20 protein-coding genes are annotated in these 26,125 nt (G+C 69.0%); 10 read left to right on the top strand and 10 right to left on the bottom strand.

Annotated features, from left to right (window positions below; all coding sequences use genetic code 11):
• Positions 1–25 precede the first annotated feature (25 nt).
• The 5 genes from FWJ47_RS06710 to FWJ47_RS06690 all read right to left on the bottom strand — a co-directional run bounded on the left by FWJ47_RS06710 (position 26) and on the right by FWJ47_RS06690 (position 6,009).
• Positions 26–1,723 carry an SLC13 family permease gene (locus FWJ47_RS06710; protein ID WP_147105882.1) on the bottom strand — a complete coding sequence of 566 codons (1,698 nt, stop codon included), beginning with the start codon at positions 1,721–1,723 and terminating at the stop codon, positions 26–28.
• A 126-nt stretch (positions 1,724–1,849) separates the two neighbouring features.
• Positions 1,850–3,049, bottom strand: a complete 1,200-nt coding sequence (locus tag FWJ47_RS06705) for an MFS transporter (RefSeq protein WP_147105879.1) — start codon at positions 3,047–3,049, stop codon at positions 1,850–1,852.
• Positions 3,050–3,073: 24 nt separating this feature from the next.
• Complete coding sequence (locus tag FWJ47_RS06700; protein WP_246126194.1) at positions 3,074–3,841, bottom strand: sulfite exporter TauE/SafE family protein; 768 nt, start codon at positions 3,839–3,841, stop codon at positions 3,074–3,076.
• Between the two features lie 96 nt (positions 3,842–3,937).
• The gene (locus FWJ47_RS06695; RefSeq protein WP_147105876.1) at positions 3,938–5,053 is read right to left on the bottom strand and encodes a 4-hydroxy-3-methylbut-2-enyl diphosphate reductase; all 1,116 of its coding nucleotides are present in this window, start codon (positions 5,051–5,053) and stop codon (positions 3,938–3,940) included.
• An 11-nt stretch (positions 5,054–5,064) separates the two neighbouring features.
• Complete coding sequence (locus tag FWJ47_RS06690) at positions 5,065–6,009, bottom strand: hypothetical protein (protein ID WP_147105873.1); 945 nt, start codon at positions 6,007–6,009, stop codon at positions 5,065–5,067.
• Between the two features lie 122 nt (positions 6,010–6,131).
• Between FWJ47_RS06690 and xseA the strand changes: the two genes are divergently transcribed.
• Both xseA and FWJ47_RS06680 read left to right on the top strand, forming a co-directional pair.
• Positions 6,132–7,424: an exodeoxyribonuclease VII large subunit gene (gene xseA / locus FWJ47_RS06685; RefSeq protein WP_147105870.1), complete on the top strand. Its 1,293-nt coding sequence runs from the start codon at positions 6,132–6,134 to the stop codon at positions 7,422–7,424.
• Entirely contained in the window at positions 7,421–7,687 is a 267-nt protein-coding gene (locus FWJ47_RS06680; protein ID WP_147105867.1) for an exodeoxyribonuclease VII small subunit, read from the top strand. Before xseA ends, FWJ47_RS06680 begins: the two co-directional genes overlap by 4 nt.
• Positions 7,688–7,943: 256 nt before the next feature.
• On the opposite strand, the gene FWJ47_RS06675 is transcribed toward FWJ47_RS06680, so the two are convergent.
• From FWJ47_RS06675 to FWJ47_RS06665, 3 genes are all read right to left on the bottom strand, one after another.
• Positions 7,944–9,185 (bottom strand): pyridoxal phosphate-dependent aminotransferase, encoded by a 1,242-nt coding sequence (locus tag FWJ47_RS06675; protein ID WP_147105864.1) that lies wholly within the window; start codon positions 9,183–9,185, stop codon positions 7,944–7,946.
• A gap of 14 nt (positions 9,186–9,199) precedes the next feature.
• Positions 9,200–10,447: a pyridoxal phosphate-dependent aminotransferase gene (locus FWJ47_RS06670; RefSeq protein WP_147105861.1), complete on the bottom strand. Its 1,248-nt coding sequence runs from the start codon at positions 10,445–10,447 to the stop codon at positions 9,200–9,202.
• 116 nt (positions 10,448–10,563) lie between these two features.
• Positions 10,564–11,634 carry a glycine betaine ABC transporter substrate-binding protein gene (locus tag FWJ47_RS06665; protein ID WP_147105858.1) on the bottom strand — a complete coding sequence of 357 codons (1,071 nt, stop codon included), beginning with the start codon at positions 11,632–11,634 and terminating at the stop codon, positions 10,564–10,566.
• Positions 11,635–11,684: 50 nt separating this feature from the next.
• On the opposite strand from FWJ47_RS06665, the gene FWJ47_RS06660 reads away from it, so the two are divergent.
• Entirely contained in the window at positions 11,685–13,508 is a 1,824-nt protein-coding gene (locus FWJ47_RS06660) for a tetratricopeptide repeat protein (protein WP_147105855.1), read from the top strand.
• Here FWJ47_RS06660 and FWJ47_RS06655 read toward each other — a convergent pair whose 3' ends face one another.
• Positions 13,509–14,879, bottom strand: a complete 1,371-nt coding sequence (locus FWJ47_RS06655) for a phosphotransferase (protein WP_147105853.1) — start codon at positions 14,877–14,879, stop codon at positions 13,509–13,511.
• Positions 14,872–15,864 carry a hypothetical protein gene (locus FWJ47_RS06650; protein ID WP_147105850.1) on the bottom strand — a complete coding sequence of 331 codons (993 nt, stop codon included), beginning with the start codon at positions 15,862–15,864 and terminating at the stop codon, positions 14,872–14,874. Before FWJ47_RS06650 ends, FWJ47_RS06655 begins: the two co-directional genes overlap by 8 nt.
• A gap of 74 nt (positions 15,865–15,938) precedes the next feature.
• On the opposite strand from FWJ47_RS06650, the gene FWJ47_RS06645 reads away from it, so the two are divergent.
• The 7 genes from FWJ47_RS06645 (at position 15,939) to mfd (ending at position 26,125) form a co-directional block, all read left to right on the top strand.
• Entirely contained in the window at positions 15,939–17,408 is a 1,470-nt protein-coding gene (locus tag FWJ47_RS06645; protein ID WP_147105847.1) for an NAD(P)H-quinone dehydrogenase, read from the top strand.
• Positions 17,409–17,516: 108 nt separating this feature from the next.
• On the top strand, positions 17,517–18,314 hold the full coding sequence (locus tag FWJ47_RS06640) for a purine-nucleoside phosphorylase (RefSeq protein WP_147109066.1): 798 nt from the start codon (positions 17,517–17,519) through the stop codon (positions 18,312–18,314).
• 57 nt (positions 18,315–18,371) lie between these two features.
• On the top strand, positions 18,372–20,219 hold the full coding sequence (locus FWJ47_RS06635) for a phospho-sugar mutase (RefSeq protein ID WP_147105844.1): 1,848 nt from the start codon (positions 18,372–18,374) through the stop codon (positions 20,217–20,219).
• Positions 20,220–20,223: 4 nt separating this feature from the next.
• A complete protein-coding gene (deoC, locus tag FWJ47_RS06630; RefSeq protein WP_147105841.1) occupies positions 20,224–20,925 on the top strand; it encodes a deoxyribose-phosphate aldolase in 702 nt (233 codons plus the stop codon).
• Between the two features lie 10 nt (positions 20,926–20,935).
• Entirely contained in the window at positions 20,936–21,265 is a 330-nt protein-coding gene (locus FWJ47_RS06625; RefSeq protein ID WP_147105838.1) for a hypothetical protein, read from the top strand.
• 38 nt (positions 21,266–21,303) lie between these two features.
• Entirely contained in the window at positions 21,304–22,332 is a 1,029-nt protein-coding gene (locus FWJ47_RS06620; RefSeq protein ID WP_147105833.1) for an acyltransferase family protein, read from the top strand.
• A gap of 175 nt (positions 22,333–22,507) precedes the next feature.
• A complete protein-coding gene (gene mfd / locus FWJ47_RS06615) occupies positions 22,508–26,125 on the top strand; it encodes a transcription-repair coupling factor (protein WP_147105829.1) in 3,618 nt (1,205 codons plus the stop codon).

Genomic DNA, 26,125 nt, shown 5'->3' with positions numbered 1-26,125 from the left:
AGCAGGCCGGCGCGTCGCCGGGAGGCTACAGGCTCAGGCCGAACACCCAGAGGAGCAGGGTCATGGAGACCAGGGTGATCAGCACGACGCCGATCAGGTTGAGGATGATGCCGCCCTTCACCATCTGGCCGATGGTGACGTAGCCGGAGCCGAACGCGATGGCGTTGGGCGGGGTGGCCACCGGCAGCATGAACGCGCAGGTGGCCGCAAGAGCCACAGGGGCTGCCAGCACCAGAACGTCCACGTTGGTGCCCATCGCAACACCGGCGATGACGGGGATGAACGTGGCCGCGGTGGCGGTGTTCGAGGTCATCTCGGTCAGCAGCAGGACGCCGCCCGCGGCCACCAGTACCAGCAGCCACACGGGGACGCCGGCGAGTCCGCCCATCTGGTCGCCGATCCAGTCGGAGAGCCCGGAGGCGGAGAACTGGCCGGAGAGCGCCAGGCCACCGCCGAAGAGCAGCAGCACGCCCCAGGGCAGCTTGGCGGCGTACTCCCAGTCCAGCAGCCGCACACCGGCCTCGGCGCCGGCCGGCATCAGGAAGAGGATCAGGCCGATGCACATCGCGATGCCGGCATCGGAGATGAACGGGTCGTCGGAGCCGATCATGTCCTGCGCGTAGAGGACATCGGTGATCATCGGGATGAACACCCAGGAGGCGGCGGCGAGGATGAAGATGAGCAGGACGCGGATCTCTGCGGGGCTCATCCTGCCCAGCTTCTGCAGCTCATCACGGATCAGCTCCTTGCCGCCGGGGATCTCGTCGATCTCGGGGCGGAAGATGACCTGCGTGATCAGCGCCCAGGCGATGATGAGCATGATCACCGACAGAGGCACCCCGACCAGCATCCACTGGCCGAAGCCGATGTTCATCGGCTGCTCCGGGTGATCAGCCATGAAGCCGACGAGGAAGGTGTTCGGCGGGGTTCCGATGATGGTGCCCAGGGAGCCGATGGAGGCGGCGTAGGCGATGCCGAGCATCAGGGCGGTCCCGAAGTTCGACTTGATGACCTGGGCCTTCGCCTCCTCCTCGTCGTCCTCGGCGGCGGCTGCGGCCTCCGGGTCCATGACCTTCTGGACCAGCATGAGGATGGAGATGCCGATGGGCAGCATCATCACCGCGGTAGCAGTGTTGGAGACCCACATGGAGAGGAACCCGGTGGCGACCATGAACCCGGCGATGAGCATCACCGGCCTGGCGCCCATGATGTTCAGGGTGACCAGCGCGATGCGTCGGTGCAGGTTCCATCGCTGCATCGCCAGGGCGAGCATGAACCCGCCCATGAAGAGGAAGATGATGTTGTTGCCGTAGCTGGCCCCGACGTCGTCGAAGCCGACGCCGCCGGCCGGCTCCTCATCGGCGCCGTAGTCACCCTCAGGCACCAGCATGGGGAAGATGATCAGCGGCAGCAGTGCGGTCGCCGGGATCGGGATCGCCTCGGTCATCCACCAGATGCCCATCAGCACGGCGGAGGCCGCCACGATGCGCGGCCATGCCTCCATCTCTCCGTCCATCGACATCAGCCCGTAGACGGCGGCTGCGGCAATGATGCCGCCGAAGAGGCCGAGGATGCGGCGCATCCGGGTGCGCTTGTCCTCCCCGGCAGACCGTGCGCCGGCAGAGAGCTCCGAGGCCTCCACCTTGGACTGCTCGGTGGGGTCGAATTTCTGCAGGTGGGCGCCGGTCACACGGGAGCGCGGGGGCGTCATCATTGAAGGCATGCTCCTGGTTTTCGAGGTCAGTGAGGTAATGGCTCCGCCACACCGTCACGCGACGCCATTGTCGCGTGACGGGAGTCATATGGCGAGCGTCACAGGATTTTACACGATGTGCTCAGTTTCGGAGCATCAGTCACGCGGCAGCACCATTGCTGCCGCCGCAGTGGCCAGTGCGGCGAGGCCCAGCACCATCCCCACCGTCCCCGGCCAGCCGGCCAGATGAAGGAAGCTGCCGCCCACGAACCCGAAGACCGAGGACCCGGCGTAGTACCCCAGATTGTAGAGGGAGGCTGACTGCGCCCGCCCTGCCGCCGCGGCAGATCCTGCCCACCCGGAGGCCACCGCATGGGCGGCGAAGAACCCGCCGGTCAGCAGCACCATCCCGGCGAGGATCGTACTGATGTGCGGGATGAGGGTGAGCGCCACGCCCAGCATCATCACCAGGTTTCCGGTCAGCAGCACCGGCTTCCGACCCCACCGGGAGGCGATCCGTCCCGCCCGGGGCGAGGAGAACGTTCCGGCGAGGTAGGCCAGAAAGATGAGGGAGATCAGCCACAGCGGCATATGGAACGGGGCGCCGGCCAGGTGGAAGGTCACATAGTTGTACATTGCGACGAACCCGCCCATGGTCAGGAAGCCCTGGATGTAGAGGACCCACAGCACCCGGGAGCGCAGGTTGCCGGTCAGCGCGCTCACCGCCTGCCCGAAGGTGGTGCGCTTGGGGGCGAACTCGCGGGCGGAGGGGGCCAGCCACAGGAACAGTGCCACGCAGGCGACGGCGATCGCCGCGACCACCAGCATGCCGGGCTTCCAGCCCCACTGCTCCCCCACCGGTGCGGCAATGATGCGCCCGGCCAGGCCGCCCAAGGTCGTTCCGGAGACGTAGGTTCCCGCGGCAGCAGCCGCGGCACCCCGGCTGACCTCCTCATTCAGGTAGGCGATCGCCAGAGCAGGCACCCCGCCGAGCATGAATCCCTCAAAGAAGCGGACGATCAGAGCCGGCCACAGCCCCGGCATGAGCACCACCACCACCGCGAGCACGCAGGCCAGGCTGATCGCCAGGCCCATCGCCGGCTTCCGTCCGATCCGGTCCCCCACATAGGACCAGGGGATGACGCCGAGGGCCAGTCCCAGTGTGGCCGCGGAGACCATCAGGGCGGCCTGGTCCGCGGTGACCTGCTGCTCCTCGGCGATCAGCGGCAGCAGTCCCTGCGGAGAGTAAAGCTGGGCAAAGGTCGCGACACCGATGAAGAACAGCGCCGCCAGCAGCCGGCGATACCCCTTGGACCCGGGCGCGTGCCCTGCCGAAGCGGCGTCGTCGTACGTCACAGTGAGCCAGGTTACAGCTAAGTGTCAGCCCAGCACGTCGAGCACGCCCCGGACGATGGCGCCGACGCCGCCGAGGCCCGCGAGCACCATGGCAGCGGTGCGCGCCCACGGGGCGGGCACGAACCGGGCCAGACGGGTGCCGATGTAGATGCCGACGAGCACGAAGCAGACGATCCCGAGGAAGAGGTGCGGCAGCTCAGGCAGCCCGTCGGTGGGTGTGGTGTCCACCGACCCCATCAGGATCTTCGACAGCGCGGAGACCGCCCCCATGGTCATGAAGATCGGCTGGAGGGTGGCTGCGAAGGATCTGTGATCCCAGCGGGCAAGCCGGGAATGGATCACCATCACCGGCGCGGCGACGCCGGAGGTGGTGTTGAAGAAGCCGCCGATTCCCCCGGCCAGCATCGTGGGGATGGGACCGGGCCACTCGGGGAGGGCCTTCAGCGTGAAGGTCACCAGCAGGGCGAACACCACGATGCTGCCGAGGATGATGGAGAGCCAGCCGGCGGAGAGCTGCCCGACCAGCCAGGCGCCGGGGATCGCTCCGAGGATGATGGGGACCAGCATGAGGAAGAAGCGTCGCCAGTGAATGGCGCCCCACACTGAGAGCATGATGAGGAACCCGGAGACCGTAGTGGTCAGGTTGGTGACGAGCACGCCGAAGCCGGGTCCCAGGAGGATCGAGAGAACGGGTGCGACGACGAGCCCCACGCCCGTTCCTGACATCCGCTGCAGCACGGTGCCGATCAGCACCGCAGCGGCGATGATGCCGACCGCACCTGTTTCCATCATGCGGTCATCCTATGCTGGCCTGCCGGGCTTCAGGCATGCAGGCCGGCGCCTCCGCAGCCGGCCGAGAGGCGTGCGCGAGGATGCGCGCCGCCGGGGCTAATCAGAGCAGGCGGTGCGCTTGCGGCCGCCGCGGCCGACGTCGTCGTGGCCGGCGTCGGCGAGTGCCTTGCGGATCTCTTTGGGCAGGGAGAAGACGATGTCCTCCTCAGCGGTGACGACTTCCTCGGGCTCGCCGTAGCCGTACTCTGCGAGCAGCTGGGTCACCTCCTGCACGAGGACCTCAGGCACGGAGGCGCCGGAGGTGACGCCGACGGTCTGGGCGTCGGCGAACCAGGACTCGTCGATCTGGTTGGCGAAGTCGACCCGCTCGGCACGCTCGGCACCGTACTCGAGAGCGACTTCCTTCAGCCGCACCGAGTTCGATGAGTTCGCGGAGCCGACCACGATCACCAGGTCAGACTCGGGGGCGACCTTCTTGATGGCGGCCTGCCGGTTGGAGGTGGCGTAGCAGATGTCATCGCTGGGCGGGTCCTGCAGGTTGGGGAACCGCTCGCGCAGCCTGTTGACGGTCTCCATGGCCTCGTCCACGGACAGTGTGGTCTGGGAGAGCCAGATCAGCTTGTCAGGGTCGGGGACCTCGATCTGGTCGACCTCTTCAGGGCCGTTGACGATGGTGGTGCGCTCAGGGGCGTGGCCGAAGGTGCCCTCGACCTCCTCGTGCCCGTCGTGACCGATGAGCAGGATGTGGAAGTCATCCTTCGTGGTGAAGCGCACGGCCTCACGGTGGACCTTGGTGACCAGGGGGCAGGTGGCGTCGATGGTCTCGAGGCCGCGGTCGGAGGCCATCTGCTTCACCGCTGGGGAGACGCCGTGGGCGGAGAAGACGAGCAGCTCGCCGGCGGGGACCTCGTCAGCCTCCTCCACAAAGATGACGCCCTTCTCGGTGAGGGTGTCGACCACGTGGCGGTTGTGCACGATCTCCTTGCGCACGTAGACGGGGGCGCCGTGCTGCTCCAGGGCCTTCTCCACGGCGACGACAGCGCGGTCCACACCGGCGCAGTACCCGCGGGGGGCGGCGAGCAGCATGCGCCGCTCGCCCTCAAAGGTGGACTCGGCGGCGATCTCCTTCGGGCTGCGCCGCTGGCGCGGTACCTGCGGGGTCGGGACGGAGATGTGACGACGGCGGTCGGGCGCTTCGGGTGCGATGGTCATCGCGCACCAGTCTACGCGCGAGCTTCAACCCGGCGGTAGCTGGGCGCCACGATCGCCCCGAGCACCCCGATGAGGAGCAGCACGCCGGCCACGCCCAGGAAGACCCACCAGGCCGGCTGGGCCCATTCGGCGTAGCTGGTCTCCACGTGCTCGAGGACGGCGAGCATGGCCGGGTCAGCGTCGGCGGGCCGGTCGAAGCTGGGGGAGGCTGCCGTGAGCGCCAGCCACAGGCCCAGCGCTCCGGCGGTGCCGGCTCCAAGGGCCAGGGCGACCCATCGGGACTTCCCGGGACCGAGCGCCACGCCAAGGATCAGCAGCAGCCCCGCGCCGACGGCGAACCACATCCAGTGCTCACTGCCGGCCACCACGGTGGCCACCGCGTAGGGGTCGGTCTCCTGGGTCTCGTCCGCGGCGGCGTCGACGTCGACCACCACCTCCGGGGCGAGGAAGTCGAAGCTGTCAGTGTCCAAGCCGGGGATCCAGCCCAGGTAGTCCTCGAGGCCTTCGCGCAGCGGCTCGGTCATCGCGGAGGCCACCGGAGAGAGGTCCAGCTCCACGTCCAGCTCATCCGGGCTGCCGGAGGAGCCGTCCTCGAAGAGCTGCTCCATCTGGGCTGTCCAGTCAGTCCGGGTGGTCTGGAGGGTCTCATCCCAGGCCTCTCGGGTGCGCTCGTTCTCCAGCAGGGAGGCGACGATGTCGGAGACCATCCCCTCCACCTGCGCCTCCGCTCCGGAGCCGAGCAGCTGGGCGGCCTGCTCAGGGATGCTTTCTGAGAGCTCGCTGACCATGGTGGCGGCCACCGCGTCGGAGAATTCGGGCTGCTCGGGCAGCTCGCCTGCGATCTCCCGGATGGGCTCCTCCTCCCGCAGCAGCTGGTCGGCCTGGTAGCCGGCGAGCGCCGCCACGGACAGCAGGCCTGCCAGCAGCAGGCTCAGGACGCTGAAAAGCTGGCGCACGGGATGCTCTCCTCAATGTCATACCCAGCCGCTACGCTGGTCCGAACCAGAATGAATACAGCCCACAGGGTACTTGGTGCATAACCCGGTCTGAGAAGACCCGCTGATCAGAAAAGAGTCCTTTGTCCTACTCCGAGAAGCTCTCCCCGCATGGCAAGCCGCCGCTGGCCGCACTGCCGGCGCAGTCCGCTGACACGAGTGCGGAGACCCCCTGGCCGCTGAGCCATTTCTCCGGGAAGCTGCGCGCCCATATCGACAAGGTGACTCCCACCTGGGTGGAGGGCCAGCTGGTCGAGTTCAACATGCGCAACGGAACTGCCTGGATGACCCTGCGTGATCTGGAGCAGGAGGTCTCCTTCAACGCGGTGGCGTGGCGGAACGTGGCCGGCACGCTCGACGGCGTGGTCTCGCCCGGGTCCCGGGTGGTCGCACTGGTGAAGCCGAGCCTGTATGAGAAGTCGGGCCGGCTGAGCCTGGTCACTCACCGGATGCAGCCGGTCGGACTGGGGGACCTGCTGACTCGGATCGAGCAGCTTCGGAAGGCGCTCTCCGCGGAGGGCCTGTTCGACGCGGCCCGGAAGAGGCCGCTGCCCCTGCTTCCGGCCCGGATCGGCGTGATCACGGGGCGGGACTCGGACGCGAAGAAGGACATCCTCCGCAACGTGCATGCCCGGTGGGCGGCCGCCCAGTTCGAGATCCGTGAAGTCTCCACCCAGGGGCCCATGGCCGCCATGGAGGTCGCCGCGGCCCTCGGAGACCTCGACGCCCACCCCGAGGTGGACGTCATCGTGATCGCTCGCGGCGGCGGCTCCCTGGAGGAGGTCATCCTTCCGTTCTCCGACGAGCGGCTGGTCCGGGCCGTGGCTGAGGCCACCACCCCGGTGGTCTCAGCGATCGGGCACGAGGCCGACCGCCCTCTGCTCGACGAGGCCGCGGATGTGCGCGCATCCACTCCCACCGGCTCCGCCAAAATGCTGGTGCCGGAGGAGGAGGTGGAGCGCGAGAACATCGCTCAGGCTCGGGCTCGCATGTCCAGCGGTGTGCAGCGCATGATCCAGCGGGAGATGGAATGGATCCGAGCAGTCCGGTCTCGGCCGGCTCTGGCCCAGCCGAAGACCATGATCGAGGTGCGCCGGGACGAGATCACCGGCCTGCGGCGTCGCGGCCTCTTCTCCATGGAGGCCGGAGTCACCCGTGCCCGCGACTGGGTGGAGAGCACCCGCGCCAGGGTGACTGCGCTGTCCCCACAGTCCACCCTGGACCGCGGCTACGCGGTGGTGCAGACACCCGAGGGCATCGTCCGCGACGCTGCCCTCCTCTCCTCCGGCCAGGACGTCCAGATCATGGTGGCCGCCGGAGAGTTCCAGGCAGAAGTGAAGAACATACAGACCCACAAGAGCGGAGAAGCAGCATGAGCAAAGAGACCCCCGAGGCCGTTCCAGCCGAAGAGTCCTTCAGCACCGCCAAAACTGACGACATCGACCAGATGACCTACGAGCAGGCCCGCGACGAGCTCGTCGCCGTCGTCACCAAGCTCGAGACCGGCGGCGCGCCCTTGGAGGAGTCGTTGGCGCTCTGGCAGCGCGGCGAAGCCCTGGCCGACCGGTGCGAACGCTGGCTCTCCGGGGCCCAGGAGCGCCTGGAGCAGGTCCGCGAGGAGCTCGAGCAGGAGGGCTGAGAACGTATGGAAGCCAACGTGTTCAACTTCGTGATTGCCGCGCTCGGAGCGGTCGTCGTCATCGCCCTGATCGTGCGGATTCTCTCAGCACGACGCCGTGGGCGAAGCGTCAAAGAGGCGTTCCGGCCACTGACAGGTGCGATGGCCGAAGCCTCTCGCTCCGATGGTCTGGACCCCCAAGAGCACAGGATGCCGCAGCTGAGACACCACCAGCCCCCGAATCATCCCCCGCAGAACTCTCAGGATCGCTGATCGCTCAGACGCGGGGGATGACGCCTGAGCGGTAGTCGCTGAGGAAGTCGGCGATCCCGGCGATGGCGTCCTCGAGGTCCTCCACGCTGGGCAGGGCCACCAGCCGGAAGTGCTGGGAGTCCGTCCAGTTGAAGGCACGCCCGTGGGAGACCAGGATCTTCTTGGCCCGCAGCAGTTCGATGACGAACGCCTCGTCGTTCTCGATGGGGTACAGCTCAGGGTCCAGGCGCGGGAACAGGTAAAGGGCGCCGTCGGCCCTATGCACATCCACCCCAGGGATCTCGTTGAGCAGGCGGTGGGCGGTGCTGCGCTGCTCATAGAGCCTGCCGCCGGGGACGATGAGCTCCTCGATCGACTGGTACCCGCCCAGGGCCGCCTGCAGGGCGTGCTGAGCCGGGACATTGGCGCACATGCGCATGTTCATCAGCAGCTCGAGACCCTCCAGGTAGCTGGAGGCCCGCTGCTTGGGCCCGGACACGTAGATCCACCCGGACCGGAACCCCGCCACCCGCCAGGTCTTCGACAGCCCGGAGAAAGTCAGGGTGACGACGTCCTCGGACAGTGCGGCCGCGTTGACCATCTCCGCGTCGTCGAAAGTGATGTTCTCGTAGATCTCATCCGCCAGCAGCATCAGATGGTGACGCCGGGCGATGTCCACCATCTGCTCAAGGATGCGGCGAGGGTAGACCGCACCGGTGGGGTTGTTCGGGTTGATCAGGACCAAGGCCTTCGTGTTCTGCGTGACCTTGGACTCGATCTCCTCCGGGTCCGGCCACCAGCAGTTGTCCTCGTTGCAGATGTAGTGCACCGGAGTGCCGCCGCAGAGCTTCGTGGCACCGGTCCACAGCGGGTAGTCCGGAGCCGGAATGAGGACCTCGTCACCAGGGGCAAGGAGGGCCTGCAGCACCATAGTGATCAGCTCGGAGACACCGTTGCCCAGGTAGATGTCGTCCGGGTCGGCCCCGGCGATGCCGCGGGCCTGGTAGTACTGGGCGACCGCCTGTCGGGCCGAGTAGATTCCCCGGGAGTCCGAGTAGCCCTGCGCGGTGGGAAGCTCGGCGATCATGTGCTGCAGGATCGCGTCCGGCGCCTCGAACCCGAACGGGGCCGGGTTGCCGATGTTCAGACGCGTGATCCGGTGCCCGGCCCGCTCCAGACGTGACGCCTCCGTCGCGATCGGGCCACGGACGTCGTAGCGGACCTCGGCGAGCTTAGGCGACTGGGTGAACTCCTGGAATTCCTGCACCCGACCATCCTGCCTCAGAGCACAGCCCCGGTGCCGAAGGCGTCCCGGTATGCGGACAGGAAGTCAGAGATCCCGTCCACTGCCTCCTCCAGCTCGTCCACCGCAGGCAGCGTCACCAGACGGAAATGCTGATCATCGATCCAGTTGAACGCCCGGCCGTGGGAGACCAGAATCTTCTGCTGCCGCAGCAGCTCGATGACGAACGCCTCATCCGACTCGATCGGGTAGATCTCCGGGTCCAAGCGCGGGAACAGGTACATCGCCCCGTCCATCTGCTCCAACTCCACACCCTCGATCTGGCTGAGCTTCTCGTGCGCCACGCGCCGCTGCTCGTACAGGCGCCCGCCGGGGACGGTCAGCTCATCGATCGACTGGTAGCCGCCCAAGGCAGTCTGGATGGCGTGCTGGCCCGGCACGTTCGGGCACATCCGCAGGTTCGACATCAGCTGCAGGCCCTCAAGATAGTTCTGGGCCCGGTGCTTCGGCCCAGAGATGTAGCACCAGCCGGAGCGGAAGCCGGCCGCCATCCACGTCTTCGAGAGGCCCGAATACGTGATGGTGAAGACATCGTCGGCCAACGTGCACATATTGACCGTCTCGGCGTCGTCGTATGTGATCTTCTCGTAGATCTCATCCGCCATCAGGATCAGGTTGTGGCGGCGGGCGATGTCCACCAGCGCCTCAAGGATCTCCTTGGGGTAGACCGCGCCCGTCGGGTTGTTCGGGTTGATGACCACCAGGGCCTTGGTCCGGTCGGTCACCTTCGACTCGACCTCCTCAGGGTCCGGCCACCAATGATTGCTCTCATCACAGATGTAATGCACCGGGACACCCTGATACAGGGCAGTCAGCCCCGTCCACAGCGGGTAGTCAGGGGCCGGGATCAGGATCTCGTCCAGGGGGTTGATCAGCGCCTGCAGGGTGATGGTGATCAGCTCCGCCACACCATTGCCCAAGTAGATGTCATCAGGCACGGCACTCTTCATGCCCCGGTCCTGGTAGTACTGGGCGACGGCGGTCCGGGCCGAATAGATTCCAGCAGACTCCGAGTAGCCCTGAGAATCAGGCAGGTGCCGGATCATGTCCTGCATGATGGACTCCGGGGCCTGAAACCCGAAAGGCGCCAGGTTGCCGATGTTCAGCTTGGTGATGCGGTGCCCGGCACGCTCCAGACGGGCGGCCTCCTCGGCGATCGGGCCACGCACGTCATACCGCACGCTGCGCAGCTTGTTCGCCTGCACGAAGTCCTGAAATTCCTCCATAGGCAGATTCTGCCTCATAGCGTCAAATTTATCTCGGCGGCGCGTACGCGCCGCGCACGCCCCTCGCCCGGCTCCGGAGACGCCGGCCTTGGCGCCCCAGGAAGCGACGGTCGGGCTCAGCCCCAGGTGTCAGGCTCGGCGATGAAATCCTCCTCGACCATCCAGTACTGTGCGGCCTCCTCCGGGGCGAGCCCGTCCTCGCCGTGCAGCAGACGGCGCAGCATGGCGATCGAGTCACCATCGAGGGCCTCCGAGATCTCGTCCGCCACCTCGTAGGAATCCTCGGCCAGGCCGGCGGTGATCACCGGGACATACTGGTCCCGCGGGAAGGCCCGGCCGGTGTCCTCCAGCTCCACCAGAGCGTTCTCCTGCGCTCCCGGGTGGGACGAGGTCACCAGCACGACGTCGGCCTGCGCGGTGATCAGCTGCTCGATCAGCGTGTCCTCCTCCGCCTCCGACATCTCTTCCGGCTCGCAGCCGTAGATCTCGTCGAGGGCCTCCTGGAGCTGCGGGAGACCCTCCCTGTGGGCAAAGACAAGGTCCTGACAGTGCTCCTCGAGGCCCGCCATCCCTTCGGGCTCCTCCTCGTCCAGCTCGAGGGCGGCGGCCGAGGCCGTGGTGGTCATCGCAGAAGTGGACAGCACGGCGGCCCCGGGGGTGAGCATGTGCGCCTGAGGGTCGCCGTCGCCCTCCAGGGCCTCGGCGATCAGATCGGTGAGGCCCTCGGCCGCAGCTGCCGGCGCGGCACCTGAACCTTCCTCAGGGGTGGTCAGCTCTGAGTACCCCTCCGGGTCCAGAGTCTCCGCCAGCGGCATCGTGCGAGCCAGCACGATCTCATACTCGCCCGCATCGGAGCCTCCATGCTCCTCCTGCGGATCCTCGGGGGGCCCATCGGTGCCCTCCTCGTCCTCCGCGGGGGACGAGGCGAGCCGGGCGGCAGCCTCGTGGGTGGGCTGCTCGGCCTCCACCACCATAGTGGGCTGATCGCGGGAGTTCAGCGCCAGCGAATAGATGTGCGCCACGGTGCGGTCCAGCGGGTCCTCCCCGACGGCGATCCGCCAGGCGCGGTCCAGCTCATCGCCGGTGGGCTCCTCCGCGGCCGGGGGCTCCGAGCAGGCGCTGAGCAGCAGCGCGGCCCCCGCTGCGAGGGCGCACAGCTGTGAGCCCGCCCGTGCCGAACAATGCATGGCGACCAGTGTACTGAAGCGCCTCAGCTGACCGCGCTACCCTGGGGAGAATGAGCAGCGAGGATGACCTGACGCCTGAGATTCCCGGGGCTGCCCGGCTGGAGACTCGCCTGCAGGCGCTGCTGCTCGCCCCCGGCTCCGAGATGCCGGAGGCGGAGACCGCCCGCGGGTGGCTCGACCTTGCCTATGAGGCTGCCTACGGCGAGCGCCATGCCGCCGCCGTTGAGGCGGGCCTGCGCGGCCTGGAGGCCCCCGGAGGCGAGGATCCGGAGAACCGGCTCCTGCTGCTGCGGCTGCTGACCGGGGTCTATGAGATGCGCGGGGATCCCGAGTCTGCGCGCCCGTACCAGCAGAAGCGCATCCGTCTGATGCACGAGCTGGGGCGGACCCGGCAGGCCCAGGTGGAGTCCGAGCTGGGCGGGATGCTGCTGCGTGAGCCGGACCGGGTGGAGGGCGACATCCTGGCCCGGGTGGCCGAGGAGCTGGCCGAGGAGGCTGACGCCGGGCCCCAGGAGCAGTCCGGAGGCGTGAAGACTGTGCGGGCCGATGTCCTGTCCTCCTTGGCGGTGCGTCGGATGCAGGACGAGGGGCCGCAGGCCGCGCTGCCTCTGGTGGAGGAGGTCACCGCGATCCTCGAGTCCCTCCCCGACGAGGGTGCGGGAGCTCATCGGCCGCAGGCACTGGCGGGCGCACGGATGTTCCTCGCCCACGCCCAGCTGCTCTGTGACGACTCTGAGGCTGCCGCTGAGACGGCGTCGAAGGTGCTCTCCTCCCCTGCCAACCGGGCAGTGCGCGGGGCGATGGCGATGCTTCGGGCCACCATCCACCATCAGGCCGAAGAGGTTCAGGAGGCGGTCGAGCGCGCCGTGCAGTCCGCTGAGCTCTACGCCGCCTGCGGGGTGCGCCGCGGCGCCGCCTCCGCGGCGGCCCTGCTGGCCGGGATCACCTCCGAGATCGGCCGCCCCCAGCTGGCCGTGCTGGCCTGGCGGGCGGCAGTGCAGCAGGCAGAGCTGGGCGAGTTCGACGAGTCCCGGATGCTGTCCCTGGCACTGGGCCAGCAGCTGCTGGAGATGAACGAGCACGAGGAGGCGGAGCTGATCCTCGACTCGCTGAGCCTCCGGCTGGCCTCCGGCGGGGAAGACCACTCCACCCGTGGTCGGGCACTCATGGGCCTGGGCCACGCGGTGACCCAGCAGAAGCGCCCCCTGGAGGCTATGAGCCACTGGGCGGAGGCCGCGGGACAGTTCATCGCCGCCGACGAGACCGACGAGGCCGCCCGGGCCCATCTGGCCGCCGGGGCCCTGGCCGCCTCCCTGGAGCGGGTCGACGCAGCCCGGGAGCACTATGAGCGGGGGCTGCGCCTGGCCGATCAGGGCACCGAGACTGACCCGATGATGCTGCTGCAGGCACTGCACTCCCTGGGGCACCTGCTGTGCCGGCACGAGGACGATGCCGGACTGGCCCACCTGGATCGGGCGCTGCGCATCGCGGAGGAGCACGGCACTGATTGGCAGCAGGCCGACATCATCGACACCCGCGCCCGCGGCCTCACCGCCCTGGGGCGTGGCACGGAGGCGGTGGCGGCCGCGCTGGAGGCCGCGGACCTCTTCACCGAGGCCGGGGACGAGGAGGCGGGGGCCGACGCTGAGCTCTTCGCCGCCGCGGTGCTGCGGCAGGTCGGCCAGTCGGCTGAGGCTGAGACGATCTTCAGGATGACGATGACAGAGCGCTCCATCAGCGACGAGCTGATGGAGACGGCGCTGGAGGGCCGGGTGGAGGCGCTGCGGGACATGTCCCGGTTCGAGGACGCCTACGAGGCCGAGCGTCAGCTCGAGGATCTGCGCCAGCGTCTCTCCGGCGCAGAGGATTACTGACTAGGGCTTCGGCCACTCGGGGAGGGCCCCGGAGGGCGAGGCGAGGCCCACGAGCGCTTCGGCGCAGCGCAGCCGATGGTCGGCCTGGGCCTCCCAGCCGCTGCGGCGGGCGTCCCGGGCTCCCGCCACCAGGGAGAGCGCCACGGAGGCGGAGCGGATCTGCAGGCTGCGAGGGTCGACGCTCTCTGCGAAGGCCCGGGCGAACCGGTCGAAGGCGGCCGGCGCGTGGATATACCGGGGATCGACGGCGGGCAGCACGGCGAGGTGGCCGAGGAAGCAGGCGAGGTCGTCCACCCGGTGGCCGGGACCGAGGGAGTCGACGTCGAGGAGGCAGGAGATCTCGCCGCCGGCCATCAGCACATTGCCCTCATAGAAGTCGCCGTGCGTGGGGACGAGCGGACCCCGGTCAGTGACGGCAAGGTCGGCGAGGATCAGGTCCTTCAGCGCGGCGATCCGATCTGCGGCCTCGGGGAGGGCCGCCTCCGCGGCAGAGGCGTATGCCGGCAGCCTGTCGGTCCAGGCCTCCCGGGCGGGCAGCTCCATCACCTCGGCGGGCAGGGCGTCGAGGAGCTGCACGAAGTCGTGGGGGCGTATGCGCGCGGCACCGTCGGAGAGGAAGTGCTCCGCCAGGGAGATCCCCTCCCCCTGGCGGAGAGCGACGACGTCGTCGATGGGCTCGCGAACCGGTGCGGGGGCAGGGATGCCCGCGTCGAGAAGCATGCGGTGCCGGTGCTCAAGGTCCTCGGCCCGGCCTGCCCTGAGCACCTTGAGATAGATGCGGGGGCCCTCGGCGAAGTCGGCGGCGATCACCGCGCGGCGCAGAGGCCTGTAGCTGATGGTCTCCAGGGCGGTGAGAGGAAAGCCGCTTCCCCAGTGCTCGGCGACGGCGGCCGGGTCGGTGGCCAGGGGCAGCCCCTCCAGGGCAGGGTCGCAGGGATGCTGCCAGATGGTCAGCCGGCCGGCGGGGCTCTGGGCGGTCACCGTCCCGTCTGCCGCAGCATTCGTCCGCTCGGTCGTCACTCCTGCATAGAGCTCGTGCATGTGGTCCCCGGCCATGGGATACACCTGGGAACGGGAGCGGCCGGCCTCAGCCCCCGACAGGCGCGGAGGCTCAGAGATGACGACCCGGTAGATCCCGGTGACCCCGGCGCCGGGCCGGTGCTGCAGGCTTTCGAGGTGGACCGAGGTGGCGTAGATGCCCTCCTGCTGCAGGGCGGAGATGATCACCGGGTGCACGTCCGAGGATCCCAGGTACTCCAGCTGCGCGGGCTCATCCCGGCCCCGCAGCCGTTCCGCCCCGGAGCTCTCAGTGCGAGGAGTGCTGGGCCGGCCCTGCCGAGCAGGCCCGTCCACGGGCACAGTGTCAGGCACGGCGCCGGGCCAGCACCTTGTCCAGGTCCATGGAGGGCTGCGCGGGGGCGGGAGCGTCTTCCCGGGGGGCGGCGTCGGCGCTGGTGGTCCGCGGCGCGGGGGCGGCTGCGCCGGACTTCAGCTTGGTGTCAGCCTTCGGCTCGGGCTCCGCAGGCTTGGCCAGCGGCTCGGGGGTGGTTCGCTCAGCCTTCTCCGCGACCACGTACTTGGGCTTGGGCACCTCGCGCGGCTCCCAGGCCTGGCCGGGCTGGGCTGGGGTGTATGCGGGAACAGGCTCCTGCTTCTGCTCGGCGGCGGCCTCGGCCGCCTGCTGCTCACCCTCACGGAGGTTGAAGGGCGCCTGCTTCTCCTGGGCGACGCCGGCCTGCTGCGCGGACTGCTGGGCCTGGCGGCGACGCTGCTCGAGCTGGGGGTCCGTCACAGGGTCCATCGCGGCGTCGAAGGCCCGCTGAACCCGGGCCCGGCGACTGGCCCGGCGACGAACCGCCGCGGTGACCTGCAGGCCGGCCAGGGAGACGAGGACGACTGCGCCGCCGAGAGCCGGGAGGGTCCAGCTCACCGCGCCGAAGCCTGCCATCCCCGCGGTGACCAGGCCGCCGAGGAGCCCGGCCAGCAGGGCCAGGGCAAGAATGGTGCGGCCCCAGTAGATCCTGAAGCCTCCGGCCTGCGCCCCGGAGGGCGATGCCGCAGCGGAGCGGGGAGCCGGGGCGCTCGGGCTCGGCTCTGCCGCTGGGCCGGTATTCTCGGTGGTGCTCATTTCGTTCCTTTGTGCATGGACGACATCGGTCAGCCGTTTCCTCCGCTGCTCCACTACCCTACGCGCCGCACGTGCGCGGCGTGCACTGGGACCTTGCCGCTGAGGTTCAGGACTGGCCGCGGCCTGCTTGGCCCGCATCACCAATGCCGTCACAAAGAGGACCGCGGTCAGCGCGATGAGCGCCGAAGAGTGGATCGGCAGGTCGGTGAGGGCTTCGAACAGTCCCATGCGCCTCAGGGTATCCCCGGGACACAAAGCTGGCGGCTTATGACACACGGCACATATATAGGCAGAATGGGGCCGTGACTTCAGAGACTCTTGGCAAGCGCTTCGCCCCTGACCGTGTTGCGATCCTGGGAGGAGGTCCCGGCGGCTATGAGGCTGCCATGGTGGCGGCCGACGCCGGCGCCCAGGTCACCATCATCGAGGAGAAGGGCCTCGGCGGCTCGGCGGTGCTGACCGACGTCGTTCCGTCCAAGACTCTGATCGCCACCGCGGATGCGATGCGTCGGGTCAATGCCTCCACCGCGTTCGGCGTCCGGTTCGGCGAGGGCGGCGGCGGAGGCGACCAGTACGAGACCGAGGCCTGGGCGGACTTCTCCCAGGTGAACCGGCGTCTGCTGAAGCTGGCTGAGACCCAGTCCAAGGACATCCATGCCTCCTTGGAGGCTTTCGGCGTGCAGATCCTGGCCGGCCGCGGCCGTCTCGCCGGCGAGGCGCAGAACGGCGTTCACACCCTGGAGGTCACCGACTCCTCCGGCGAGACCTCTGAGGTGGTGGCCGACGCTGTCATCGTCGCCACCGGCGCCACTCCCCGGGAGCTGCCCACCGCCGTGCCCGACGGCGAGCGCATCCTGAACTGGACCCAGGCCTACAACCTCGAGGAGCCGCCGGAGCACATGATCGTGGTGGGCTCGGGCGTGACCGGCGCGGAGTTCGCCTCGGCGTACCGTCGTCTGGGTGCTGACGTGACCCTGGTGTCCTCCCGGGAGCAGGTGCTGCCGGGAGAGGATGCCGACGCGGCCACGGTGCTGGAGAACTCCTTCGCCCGGGTGGGGGTTAAGGTGGCTTCGAAGACCCGCGCTCAGTCGGTGAAGCGCACCGACGGCGGTGTGGAGGTCACCCTTTCCAACGGTGAGGTGCTGGAGGGCTCCCACTGCCTGATGGCGGTCGGCGGGGTGCCCAGCACGTCCGGGATAGGTCTGGAGGAGGCCGGGGTGGAGCTGACCTCCTCCGGCCACATCCGAGTGGACACTGTCTCCCGAACCACCGCGACCAACATCTATGCCGCCGGCGACTGCACCGGGATGCTGCCGCTGGCCTCCGTGGCCGCGATGCAGGGCCGCATCGCGGTGGCGCACATGCAGGGCGGCGCGGTGAAGCCGCTGAAGATGCACCTGGTGGCCTCCAACGTGTTCACCTCCCCGGAGATCGCGACCGTGGGCGTGACCCAGGAGCAGGTCGACTCCGGGAAGTATCAGGCCGACGTGGTGAAGCTGGACCTCTCCACCAATCCGCGGGCCAAGATGATGAACATCCGGGAGGGGTTCGTGAAGATCTTCTCGCGGAAGGGGTCGGGTACTGTGATCGGCGCCGTCATCGTCGCACCGCGCGCCTCCGAGCTCATCTACTCGCTGGCGCTGGCGGTGACCCACAAGCTGCACGTGGATGACATCGCCTCCACCTTCACGGTGTACCCGTCGCTGACGGGTTCGCTGTCCGAGGCGGCCCGGCGCCTGCACTACAAGATCACCGACCCCGCGGACCACTGAGAACGGACAAGGACATAATCCATGGATCACGATGTCGCCCCTGCAGGCCACGGCCAGGTCAGCCCTGCCCCGGGCCTGATACCCACCAATGACCCCACTGCCCCGGTGATGCGGCGGGCGGAGGAGGCCGCTGAGGCGATCCTCTCGGCCGCGGGCATTGAGCGGGTGGACCTGGCCTGCACGCTGGGCTCGGGCTGGGGCGAGGCGGCGGCCAGGCTCGGGGAGACGGTGGTCAAGCTGGACGCCCACCAGATCCCCGGCTTCGCGAAGTCTGAGGTGCCGGGGCACAGCGGCACTCTGACCGTGATCCGCACCCCCGCAGGCCAGCATGTGCTGGTGATCGGGGCCCGCACCCACTTCTATGAGGGGCGCGACGTCGACGCCGTCGCCCACGGCGTGCGCACTGCGGCCTCCGCCGGTGCCTCCACCATGGTGCTGACCAACGGCTGCGGCGGGCTGAACCCGACGTGGAGCCCCGGCACCCCGGTGCTGATCCGGGATCACATCAACCTCACCGCAGCCTCCCCGCTGCGGGGCGCGCACTTTGTGGACATGACAGACCTCTACTCCCCGCGGATCCGGGAGCTCGCACAGCAGGTGGACCCGTCCCTGGAGGAGGGCGTGTATGCCCAGCTCTCCGGGCCCCACTATGAGACTCCGGCGGAGATCTCCTACCTGCGCAGCATCGGCGCAGACCTGGTGGGGATGTCCACCGCCCTGGAGGCTGTGGCGGCCCGGGCCGCGGGCCTGGAGGTCTTCGGGATCTCACTGGTGACCAACCTGGCCGCGGGAATCTCGGATGAGCCGCTGAGCCACGAGGAGGTCATCGAGGCGGGGCAGGCAGCCGGGCCTCGGATCGCCGCACTGCTGGCAGACATCATTGCCCGCGCCCTTGAGACCGGATGAGCAGCCTCGCCGTCCTTCCTTCCTCTGCACCACCTGAGCCGAACGGAGCCCCGTTGAATGTCTGATGAGCTGCTGACCACCGTCACCCGCTGGATCGAGCTGGATCCGGACCCGCGCACGCGCGCCGAGCTGCAGGAGCTTCTTGACGAGGCCCGCGCCGAGGACGCCGAGGCGCGCGCCGCCTTGAGCAGCCTGTTCGCCGGGCGCCTGGCCTTCGGCACCGCCGGGCTGCGCGCCGAGCTGGGGGCCGGGCCGCTGCGGATGAACCGGCTGGTGGTCCGCCAGACCGCCGCCGGGCTGCTGAAGTATGCCGAGGGCAAGCTCGCCGCCGCCCGTCCCGCAGTGGACAACCCGCATGATGTGGACGGTCAGGCCGCCCACCGGATCGTCATCGGGTACGACGCCCGGCACCAGTCGGACGAGTTCGCCTATGACACCGCGGCGATCTTCCGCGACGCAGGCTGGGAGGCTCACCTGTTCGAGGCTCCCGGGCCCACTCCCCTGCTGGCCCGGCAGGTGCTCGTCCGCGATGCGGAGGTCGGGGTCATGGTCACCGCCAGCCACAACCCGCCCCGCGACAACGGCTACAAGGTGTACCTGGGCGGCGAGCTCTCCCGGTTCCTGGAGCCGGACGGCCTGGGCGTCGGCGCGCAGATCGTCTCCCCGGCGGACAAGGACATCGCCGCGACCATCGCTGAGGTGGTCAGCGCTGACTTCGCTGCCGACTCCCCCGCCCCCGCCGTCATCCCGTCCGAGGAGGTCACCCGACCCAGCGGTGTCAGCGTCCTCGGCCAGGAGGTCCGCGACTCCTATCAGCAGGAGGCGCTCGAGCTGCTGGACCCGGAGGGCTTCCCGCACCGGGACCTGAGGATCGTCTACACCGCGATGCACGGCGTGGGGGGCCAGATGGTGGTGGACCTGCTGAGGGCCGGAGGATTCAGCCAGACCATCGCCGTCGAGGAGCAGTTCGCCCCGGACCCGGACTTCCCCACCGCCGAGTTCCCCAACCCGGAGGAGGCCGGCGCCCTGGACCTGGCACTGGGGACCGCCGCGGAGCGCAGCGCGGACCTCGTGCTCGCCAACGACCCCGACGCCGACCGTCTCTCAGCGGCTGTCTATGACGAGCACACCGACAGGTGGCGGCAGCTCTCCGGGGACGAGATCGGCGCCCTGCTGGGCCGCCACATCCTCCGCCGCGGGCCGCTGCGCCCCGGCTGGCAGACCGAGGCCGGCAACGACTCCCCGGCAATCGGCAACTCGTTGGTCTCCTCCCGCCAGCTGGGCGCTCTGTGCGCCCAGCGCGGCTTCGCCCACGAGGAGACCCTCACCGGGTTCAAGTGGCTGGCCCGGGTGCCCAACCTGGTCTTCGGCTATGAGGAGGCCATCGGCTTCGACGTGGACCCGGTCCACGTGCGCGACAAGGACGGCGTCTCCGCCGCACTGATCTTCGCCGAGCTGGTCGCTGACCTGAAGGCGCGGGGCATCACCGTGGTGGACGCCCTGGATGAGATCGCCGCCGAGGCGGGGCTTTTCCTCACCGGGCAGGTCACGGTGAAGGTGGACGACCTCAGCCGGCTGGGCGCCGTCACTGCGGCGCTGCGCCAGCAGGCCCCGGCAGAGATCGCCGGCTCCCCGGTGACTGAGACTCTGGACCTCTCCCGTCAGCCGCTGCCCGGTGCTGAGTTCACCGAGGACAAGGCCTCCGACGTCCTCATCTACTACACCGAGGCCGGCGACCGGGTGATCGTACGTCCCTCCGGCACCGAGCCGAAGGTCAAGTGCTACCTGGAGACCGTGGCGGAGGCATCCTCCGACGCCGCCGATGCCGTCTCCGCAGCACGCGCCTCAGCTGCTGAGCGCCTGGAGGCCCTGCGCACTGCCATGACCCAACTGCTGGGAGCCTGACCCGATGACTGATACCCCCCTTTCCCCCGCCGCCGTCGCCGGCCTGATCGACCACACGCTGCTGAAGGCCGACGCCTCCGAGGAGACGGTCCGCCGCACGGCCCAGGAAGCCCTGGACCATCAGTTCGCCTCCGCATGCATCAACCCCCGGTGGGTGCGGATGGTCGCCGAGCTCCTCAGGGGCAGCCGGGTCAGAACCTGCACCGTCGTCGGCTTTCCCCTGGGGGCGACCACCACCGCCGCAAAGGTCGCCGAGACGGATGAGGCGGTCTTCAACGGCGCCTCGGAGATCGACATGGTCGTCGACGTCGCCGACGCCAATGCCGGCCTGGAGACCGAAGTCCAGGCGCAGATCGATGCGGTCGCCCGTGCCGCCCATGACGGCGGCGCCATCCTCAAGGTCATCCTGGAGACAGCCCTGCTCACCGAGAACGCCAAGCGCCTGGTGTGCCGCGCCGCTGAGGCCGCTGGGGCTGATTTCGTCAAGACCTCCACCGGGTTCGCCGGCGGCGGCGCCGCCGTGGAGGATATCGTCCTGATGCACCAGGAGGTCGGAGGCCGACTGGGAATCAAGGCCTCCGGCGGGGTCCGCACCTATGAGGACGCTGCGAAGATGCTCGCTGCCGGCGCCACCAGGCTCGGGGCGAGCGCATCGCTTGATATTGTGGGTGCCGAGAATAACGGCTCCGCCGAGAACGCCTACTGAAGGAGAGCAGATGATCAGCAACGGCCAGGTCAAGGCCTTTTCCGGCCAAGGACGCTTCCTCGGCAACTTCGCCGCGTTCCTCTTCGTGCTCCTCCTGCTGGTGGGCTCCGCCGTTGCGCTGAACTTCTGGGACCTGGACCAGGTCTGGCTGCCCGGCCTGATCTTCCTGGGCCTCTACGCCGGCGCATTCTTCGTGGCCAAGGAGGTCATCGGCCGGTCCGACACGCTTGATGAGCAGGACCTCCACGGTGAGCATGGCGAGCCGCTGGACGCCATGGCCTCCCGCGCCGCCGAGTCCAACGCCCCGGTCGGCGAGCGCCAGCCTTCCTCCCAGTACTGAGCTGGGCGCGCTGAGCGCACACAGCTTCATATTCAGACATGACCCGCAACGTCGGCATTGACCTGTTGCGGGTCATTTCTGTCGTCGCGGTGGTGCTCGGGCATGCCTGGCCGTTCATGCCGGGCGAGGAGTACCTGCAGATATGGCGGATGCCGCTGTTCTTCTTCCTGGCGGGGTTCTTTCTCTCCTCCAGCCGCGGGTTCAGCCGTGAGGCGTCGGTGCGCTGGCGGACGCTGGGCGTCCCGTATGTGACATGGTTCCTGGTGCTCTCGGCTCTGGTGGTGATCCATGGCTTCACCCCGAGGCCCTTCGACCAGGACGGCCCCTGGGAGCTGATTGCCGGGGCCGCCTACGGGGGCGGGCTGACGCACAGCCCGTATCTGGCGTTCTGGTTCATCTCGGTGCTCTTCTTCGCGGTGCTGCTGGTGCGGGGGCTGCTGCATCTGCCGTGGTGGATCCACCCGCCGGCGGCCGCGGCGGGGCTGGCGCTGGCGCAGATCCCGGACTCGCTGATGTCCTACACCCCGCTGGGCGTCGGCCTGGCTCCGGCGTGCGCGGCCTATATTCTTGCCGGCTTCTGGGTGCGCCGCCTGCTGACGGCCCCATGGGCGGAGGCCGCAGCCCGGTCCCCGTTTGCGGGGGCGGTGGGCATGGGCCTGATCTTTGCGGGACTGTATGGGGTCTCTTCGGGGTACCGGACGATGAACATGAAGTGGTCCGGGTTCGGGGACTACCTGGTCTCACCCGCGCTGGCGGTGCTGATCTGCATCGGCCTGGTGCTGATCTTCTCCACCTGGGCGGACTCGCTGCTGAAAGCCGTTCCGGGGATCGGCGGCGGCGTCTCCCAGCTGGTGGCCACGGGCACACTGGTGGTGTTCCTGCACCCCTACGTCCTCTTCCTCGTCAGCGATGCGGCGGAGTTCCCGCCGGCGCGCGCGGCCATCGCGCTGGCGATCTGCTGGCCTCTGGGCCTGCTGGTCAATCGCACCCGGCTCAGCCCCTGGCTGACCGGACTCGGCGCGAAGAAAGCTCCCCCGCTGACTGCTGCACAGTCTCCCAGAGAGTGACGATGCTGCCTTAGGGTTCATCATGCACCGACTTTCTCCTGCAGGTCACCCAGACTGACACGGACTGGCCTCTCTTGATGGGAGCAGTCGGCGACCCCACCGCCGAGCAGTCCCGACAGGCGGTATTCTGGCCTGCGGTCGAATCCGTCCACTCAAGCGAGGCTCTCTCACCCTTATGGCTCTCTCCGGTCTGCGCACGGCCCTGTCCTCAGACTCCTCCTACTCGCGGGTTGCCTCCGCCGCCCAGCACCCGGCGGGGCAGCGGACCGAGGAGCTGCAGATCGCCGCGGCCTCGGGCCTGCGCCCGGCGCTGATCGCCGAGGCCGCCCACAGCCTGCGGACCGCGCACAGCGGGGCCGTGGTCCTTGCGGTCACCGCCACCGAGCGTGAGGCAGAGGAGCTGGTCAGCTCCCTGGGCGCATTCGCGCCGGAGGCCGCCGTCGCACACTTCCCCTCCTGGGAGACCCTGCCGCACGAGCGTCTCTCGCCGCGCTCCGACACCGTCGGCCGCAGGCTCGGGGTGCTGCGCCGGCTCAGCCGCCCGCAGGAGGCAGGGAGGCTCGACGTCGTCGTCGCGCCGGTCCGCGCCGTGATCCAGCCGATCATCGCCGGGCTCGGAGACCTGGCCCCGGTCACCCTGAAGTCCGGGGAGCTCTACGAGTTCGACGACGTCGTCACCCGGCTGGGCGCGGCCGCCTACTCCCGGGTGGACATGGTCACCCGCCGTGGGGAGTTCGCCGTCCGAGGCGGCATCCTCGACATCTTCCCTCCGAACGAGACCCACCCGGTGCGCGTGGAGTTCTTCGGCGACGAGGCTGAGCAGATGCGGTACTTCTCCATCGCCGACCAGCGCTCCCTCGACGCCGACGAGTCGCCCGCCCGGGTGGACGCTGTGCCCTGCCGCGAGCTGCTGATCACCGATGATGTCGCCGCCCGCGCCAAGTCCCTGATGGCTGAGATGCCGCACGCCGTCGACATGCTCCAGAAGATCTCGGAAGGCATCGCCGTCGAAGGCATGGAGTCCCTCACCCCCGTGCTGGCCGAGAAGCTGGTGCCGCTGGTCGCCGAGCTGCCCGAAGGCTCCCTGACCGTGGTGGTGGAGCCGGAGAAGGTCCGCACCCGGGCCCACGACCTCGCCGCCACCAATGAGGAGTTCCTCGCCGCCGCCTGGCAGGCCTCCGCTGACGGCGCAGCCTCCCCGCTGGCGGTCACCGACCGCGAGGAGGGCTCCCTGTCCACCGGGGCCTTCGCCAGCCTCACAGAGACCCGCGAGCACGCCCTGGAGCAGGGCCGCGGCTGGTGGAGCATCACCTCCTTCGGGCTCGACGCCGAGCTGGAGCAGGACGCTGACATCGTCTCCATCGCCTCACGGGAGCCCATCGGCTACCGCGGATCCGTGGAGCAGGTCATGGAGTTCCTCGCCGGCCGCGCCGAGGACGACTGGAAAGTTGTGGTCACCACCGCCGGCTCCGGCTCGGCGGCGCGCGTGGCTGAGCTGCTGGAGGAGCACCGGGTGCCCCACCAGCGCACCGAGTCCCTCGATGATGCTCCCGCTGCGGGGAGGATCACCGTGACCACCGCGAACGTGGCCGAAGGATTCGCGCTGGACGAGCTTCAGCTCGCCCTGCTCACCGAGTCCGAGATGCTGGGCCGGTCCATCCGGCAGGAGGGCCGGCGCGACGGCAGGACCCGGGCCCGGCGACGCAAGAACGCCGTCGACCCGCTCGCCCTGACCCAGGGCGACTACGTGGTCCACGAGCAGCACGGCATCGGCCAGTTCGTGGAGCTGGTGCAGCGCCCTGTGGGCTCGCCGCAGGCCATCCGGGCCGGCACCGCCGGCATGCGCGAGTACATGGTGCTCGAATACGCCTCCTCCAAGCGCGGCGCGCCCAAGGACCGGCTGATGGTCCCCACCGACCAGCTGGACCAGGTCAGCCAGTACGTGGGCGGCGACGAGCCCAGCCTCTCCAAGATGGGCGGCTCCGACTGGGCGGCCACCAAGCGGAAGGCGAAGAAGGCGGTCAAGGAGATCGCCGCGGAGCTGATCCGGCTCTACGCGGCTCGCATGGCCTCCCGCGGGCATGCCTACGGCCCCGACACCCCGTGGCAGAACGAGCTCGAGGACGCCTTCCCCTACGTGGAGACCCCCGACCAGCTCTCCGCCATGGAGGAGGTCAAGCAGGACATGGAGTCCGAGGTCCCCATGGACCGGCTGATCTCCGGCGACGTCGGCTTCGGCAAGACAGAGATCGCCATCCGGGCCGCCTTCAAAGCTGTGCAGGACGGCAAGCAGGCGGCAGTGCTGGTGCCCACCACTCTGCTGGTCTCCCAGCACTACGAGACCTTCACCGAACGCTACGCCGGCTTCCCTGTGAAGGTCCGGGCCCTCTCCCGCTTCCAGACCGTCAAGGAATCCCGGGAGGTCCTCAGCGGGCTGCGCGACGGCAGCATCGACGTCGTCATCGGCACCCATCGCCTGCTCGGCGGAGAGATCAAGTTCAAGGACCTCGGCCTGGTGGTCATCGATGAGGAGCAGCGCTTCGGCGTCGAGCACAAGGAGCAGCTGAAGAAGCTGCGCACCAATGTGGATGTCCTCGCGATGACCGCCACGCCCATCCCGCGCACCCTGGAGATGTCCTTGGCCGGCATCCGGGAGACCTCTGAGCTGAACACCCCGCCCGAGGAGCGCCATCCCGTGCTCACCTATGTGGGCCCCTACACGGACAAGCAGGTCTCCGCGGCGGTCCGGCGTGAGCTGATGCGCGAGGGCCAGGTGTTCTACGTGCACAACCGGGTGTCAGACATCGACCGCGTCGCCGCACGGATCCGGGAGCTGGTGCCCGAGGCGCGGGTGGAGGTCGCCCACGGGCAGATGGGCGAGGCCCGGCTGGAGCAGATCGTCAACGACTTCTGGGAGCGGCGCTTCGACGTGCTGGTGTCCACCACCATCATCGAGACCGGCCTGGACATCTCCAACGCCAACACCCTGATCGTCGACAAGGCCTCCGCGTTCGGCCTTTCCCAGCTGCATCAGCTGCGCGGGCGTGTGGGCCGCTCCCGGGAGCGCGCCTACGCCTACTTCCTCTATCCGGCGGAGAAGCCCCTCGGCGAGGACGCCCTGGAGCGGCTGAAGGCCGTGGCCGCGCACAACGAGCTGGGCGCGGGGTTCCAGCTCGCCAAGAAGGACCTGCAGCTGCGCGGTGCCGGAAACCTGCTCGGGGGCCAGCAGTCCGGGCACATCGAGGGCGTCGGCTTCGACCTCTACCTGCGCATGGTCGGGGAGGCGGTCGCAGACTACCGCGGGGAGGAGGACACACACCCCGCCGAGGTGAAGATCGAACTGCCGATCAACGCCCACCTGCCCAACGAGTACGTCCCCTCCGAGCCCCTGCGCCTTGAGGGCTACAGGCGCCTGGCGGCGGCCGACACCGAGGAGAACGTCGATGCCGTCGTCCAGGAGTGGCAGGACAGGTACGGCGAGCTGCCCGAGCCCGCCCAGAACCTGGTCGACGTGGCACGCTTCCGCAACCGGGTGCGTGCCGTCGGGGTCACCGACGTGGGAGTGCAGGGCAGGTTCGTCCGGTTCGCCCCCGTGCAGGAGCTCGCCGAGTCTCGTCAGCTGCGCATGGAGCGCATGTACCGCGGCGCCCAGCACAAGGCCTCGATGAACCATCTGCTGCTCCCGAAGCCGACCACCAAGGCCATCGGCGGAGGCGACGTCGTGGACTCGGACCTGCTGGAATGGCTCAACCAGGTCTACGAGGCTCTGCTCCGGCCCGCAGAGACGACCTAG

The sequence above is a fragment of the Nesterenkonia populi genome, from assembly GCF_007994735.1.
GTDB lineage: Bacteria > Actinomycetota > Actinomycetes > Actinomycetales > Micrococcaceae > Nesterenkonia > Nesterenkonia populi.
This window is presented reverse-complemented; position numbering and strand designations above follow the sequence as displayed.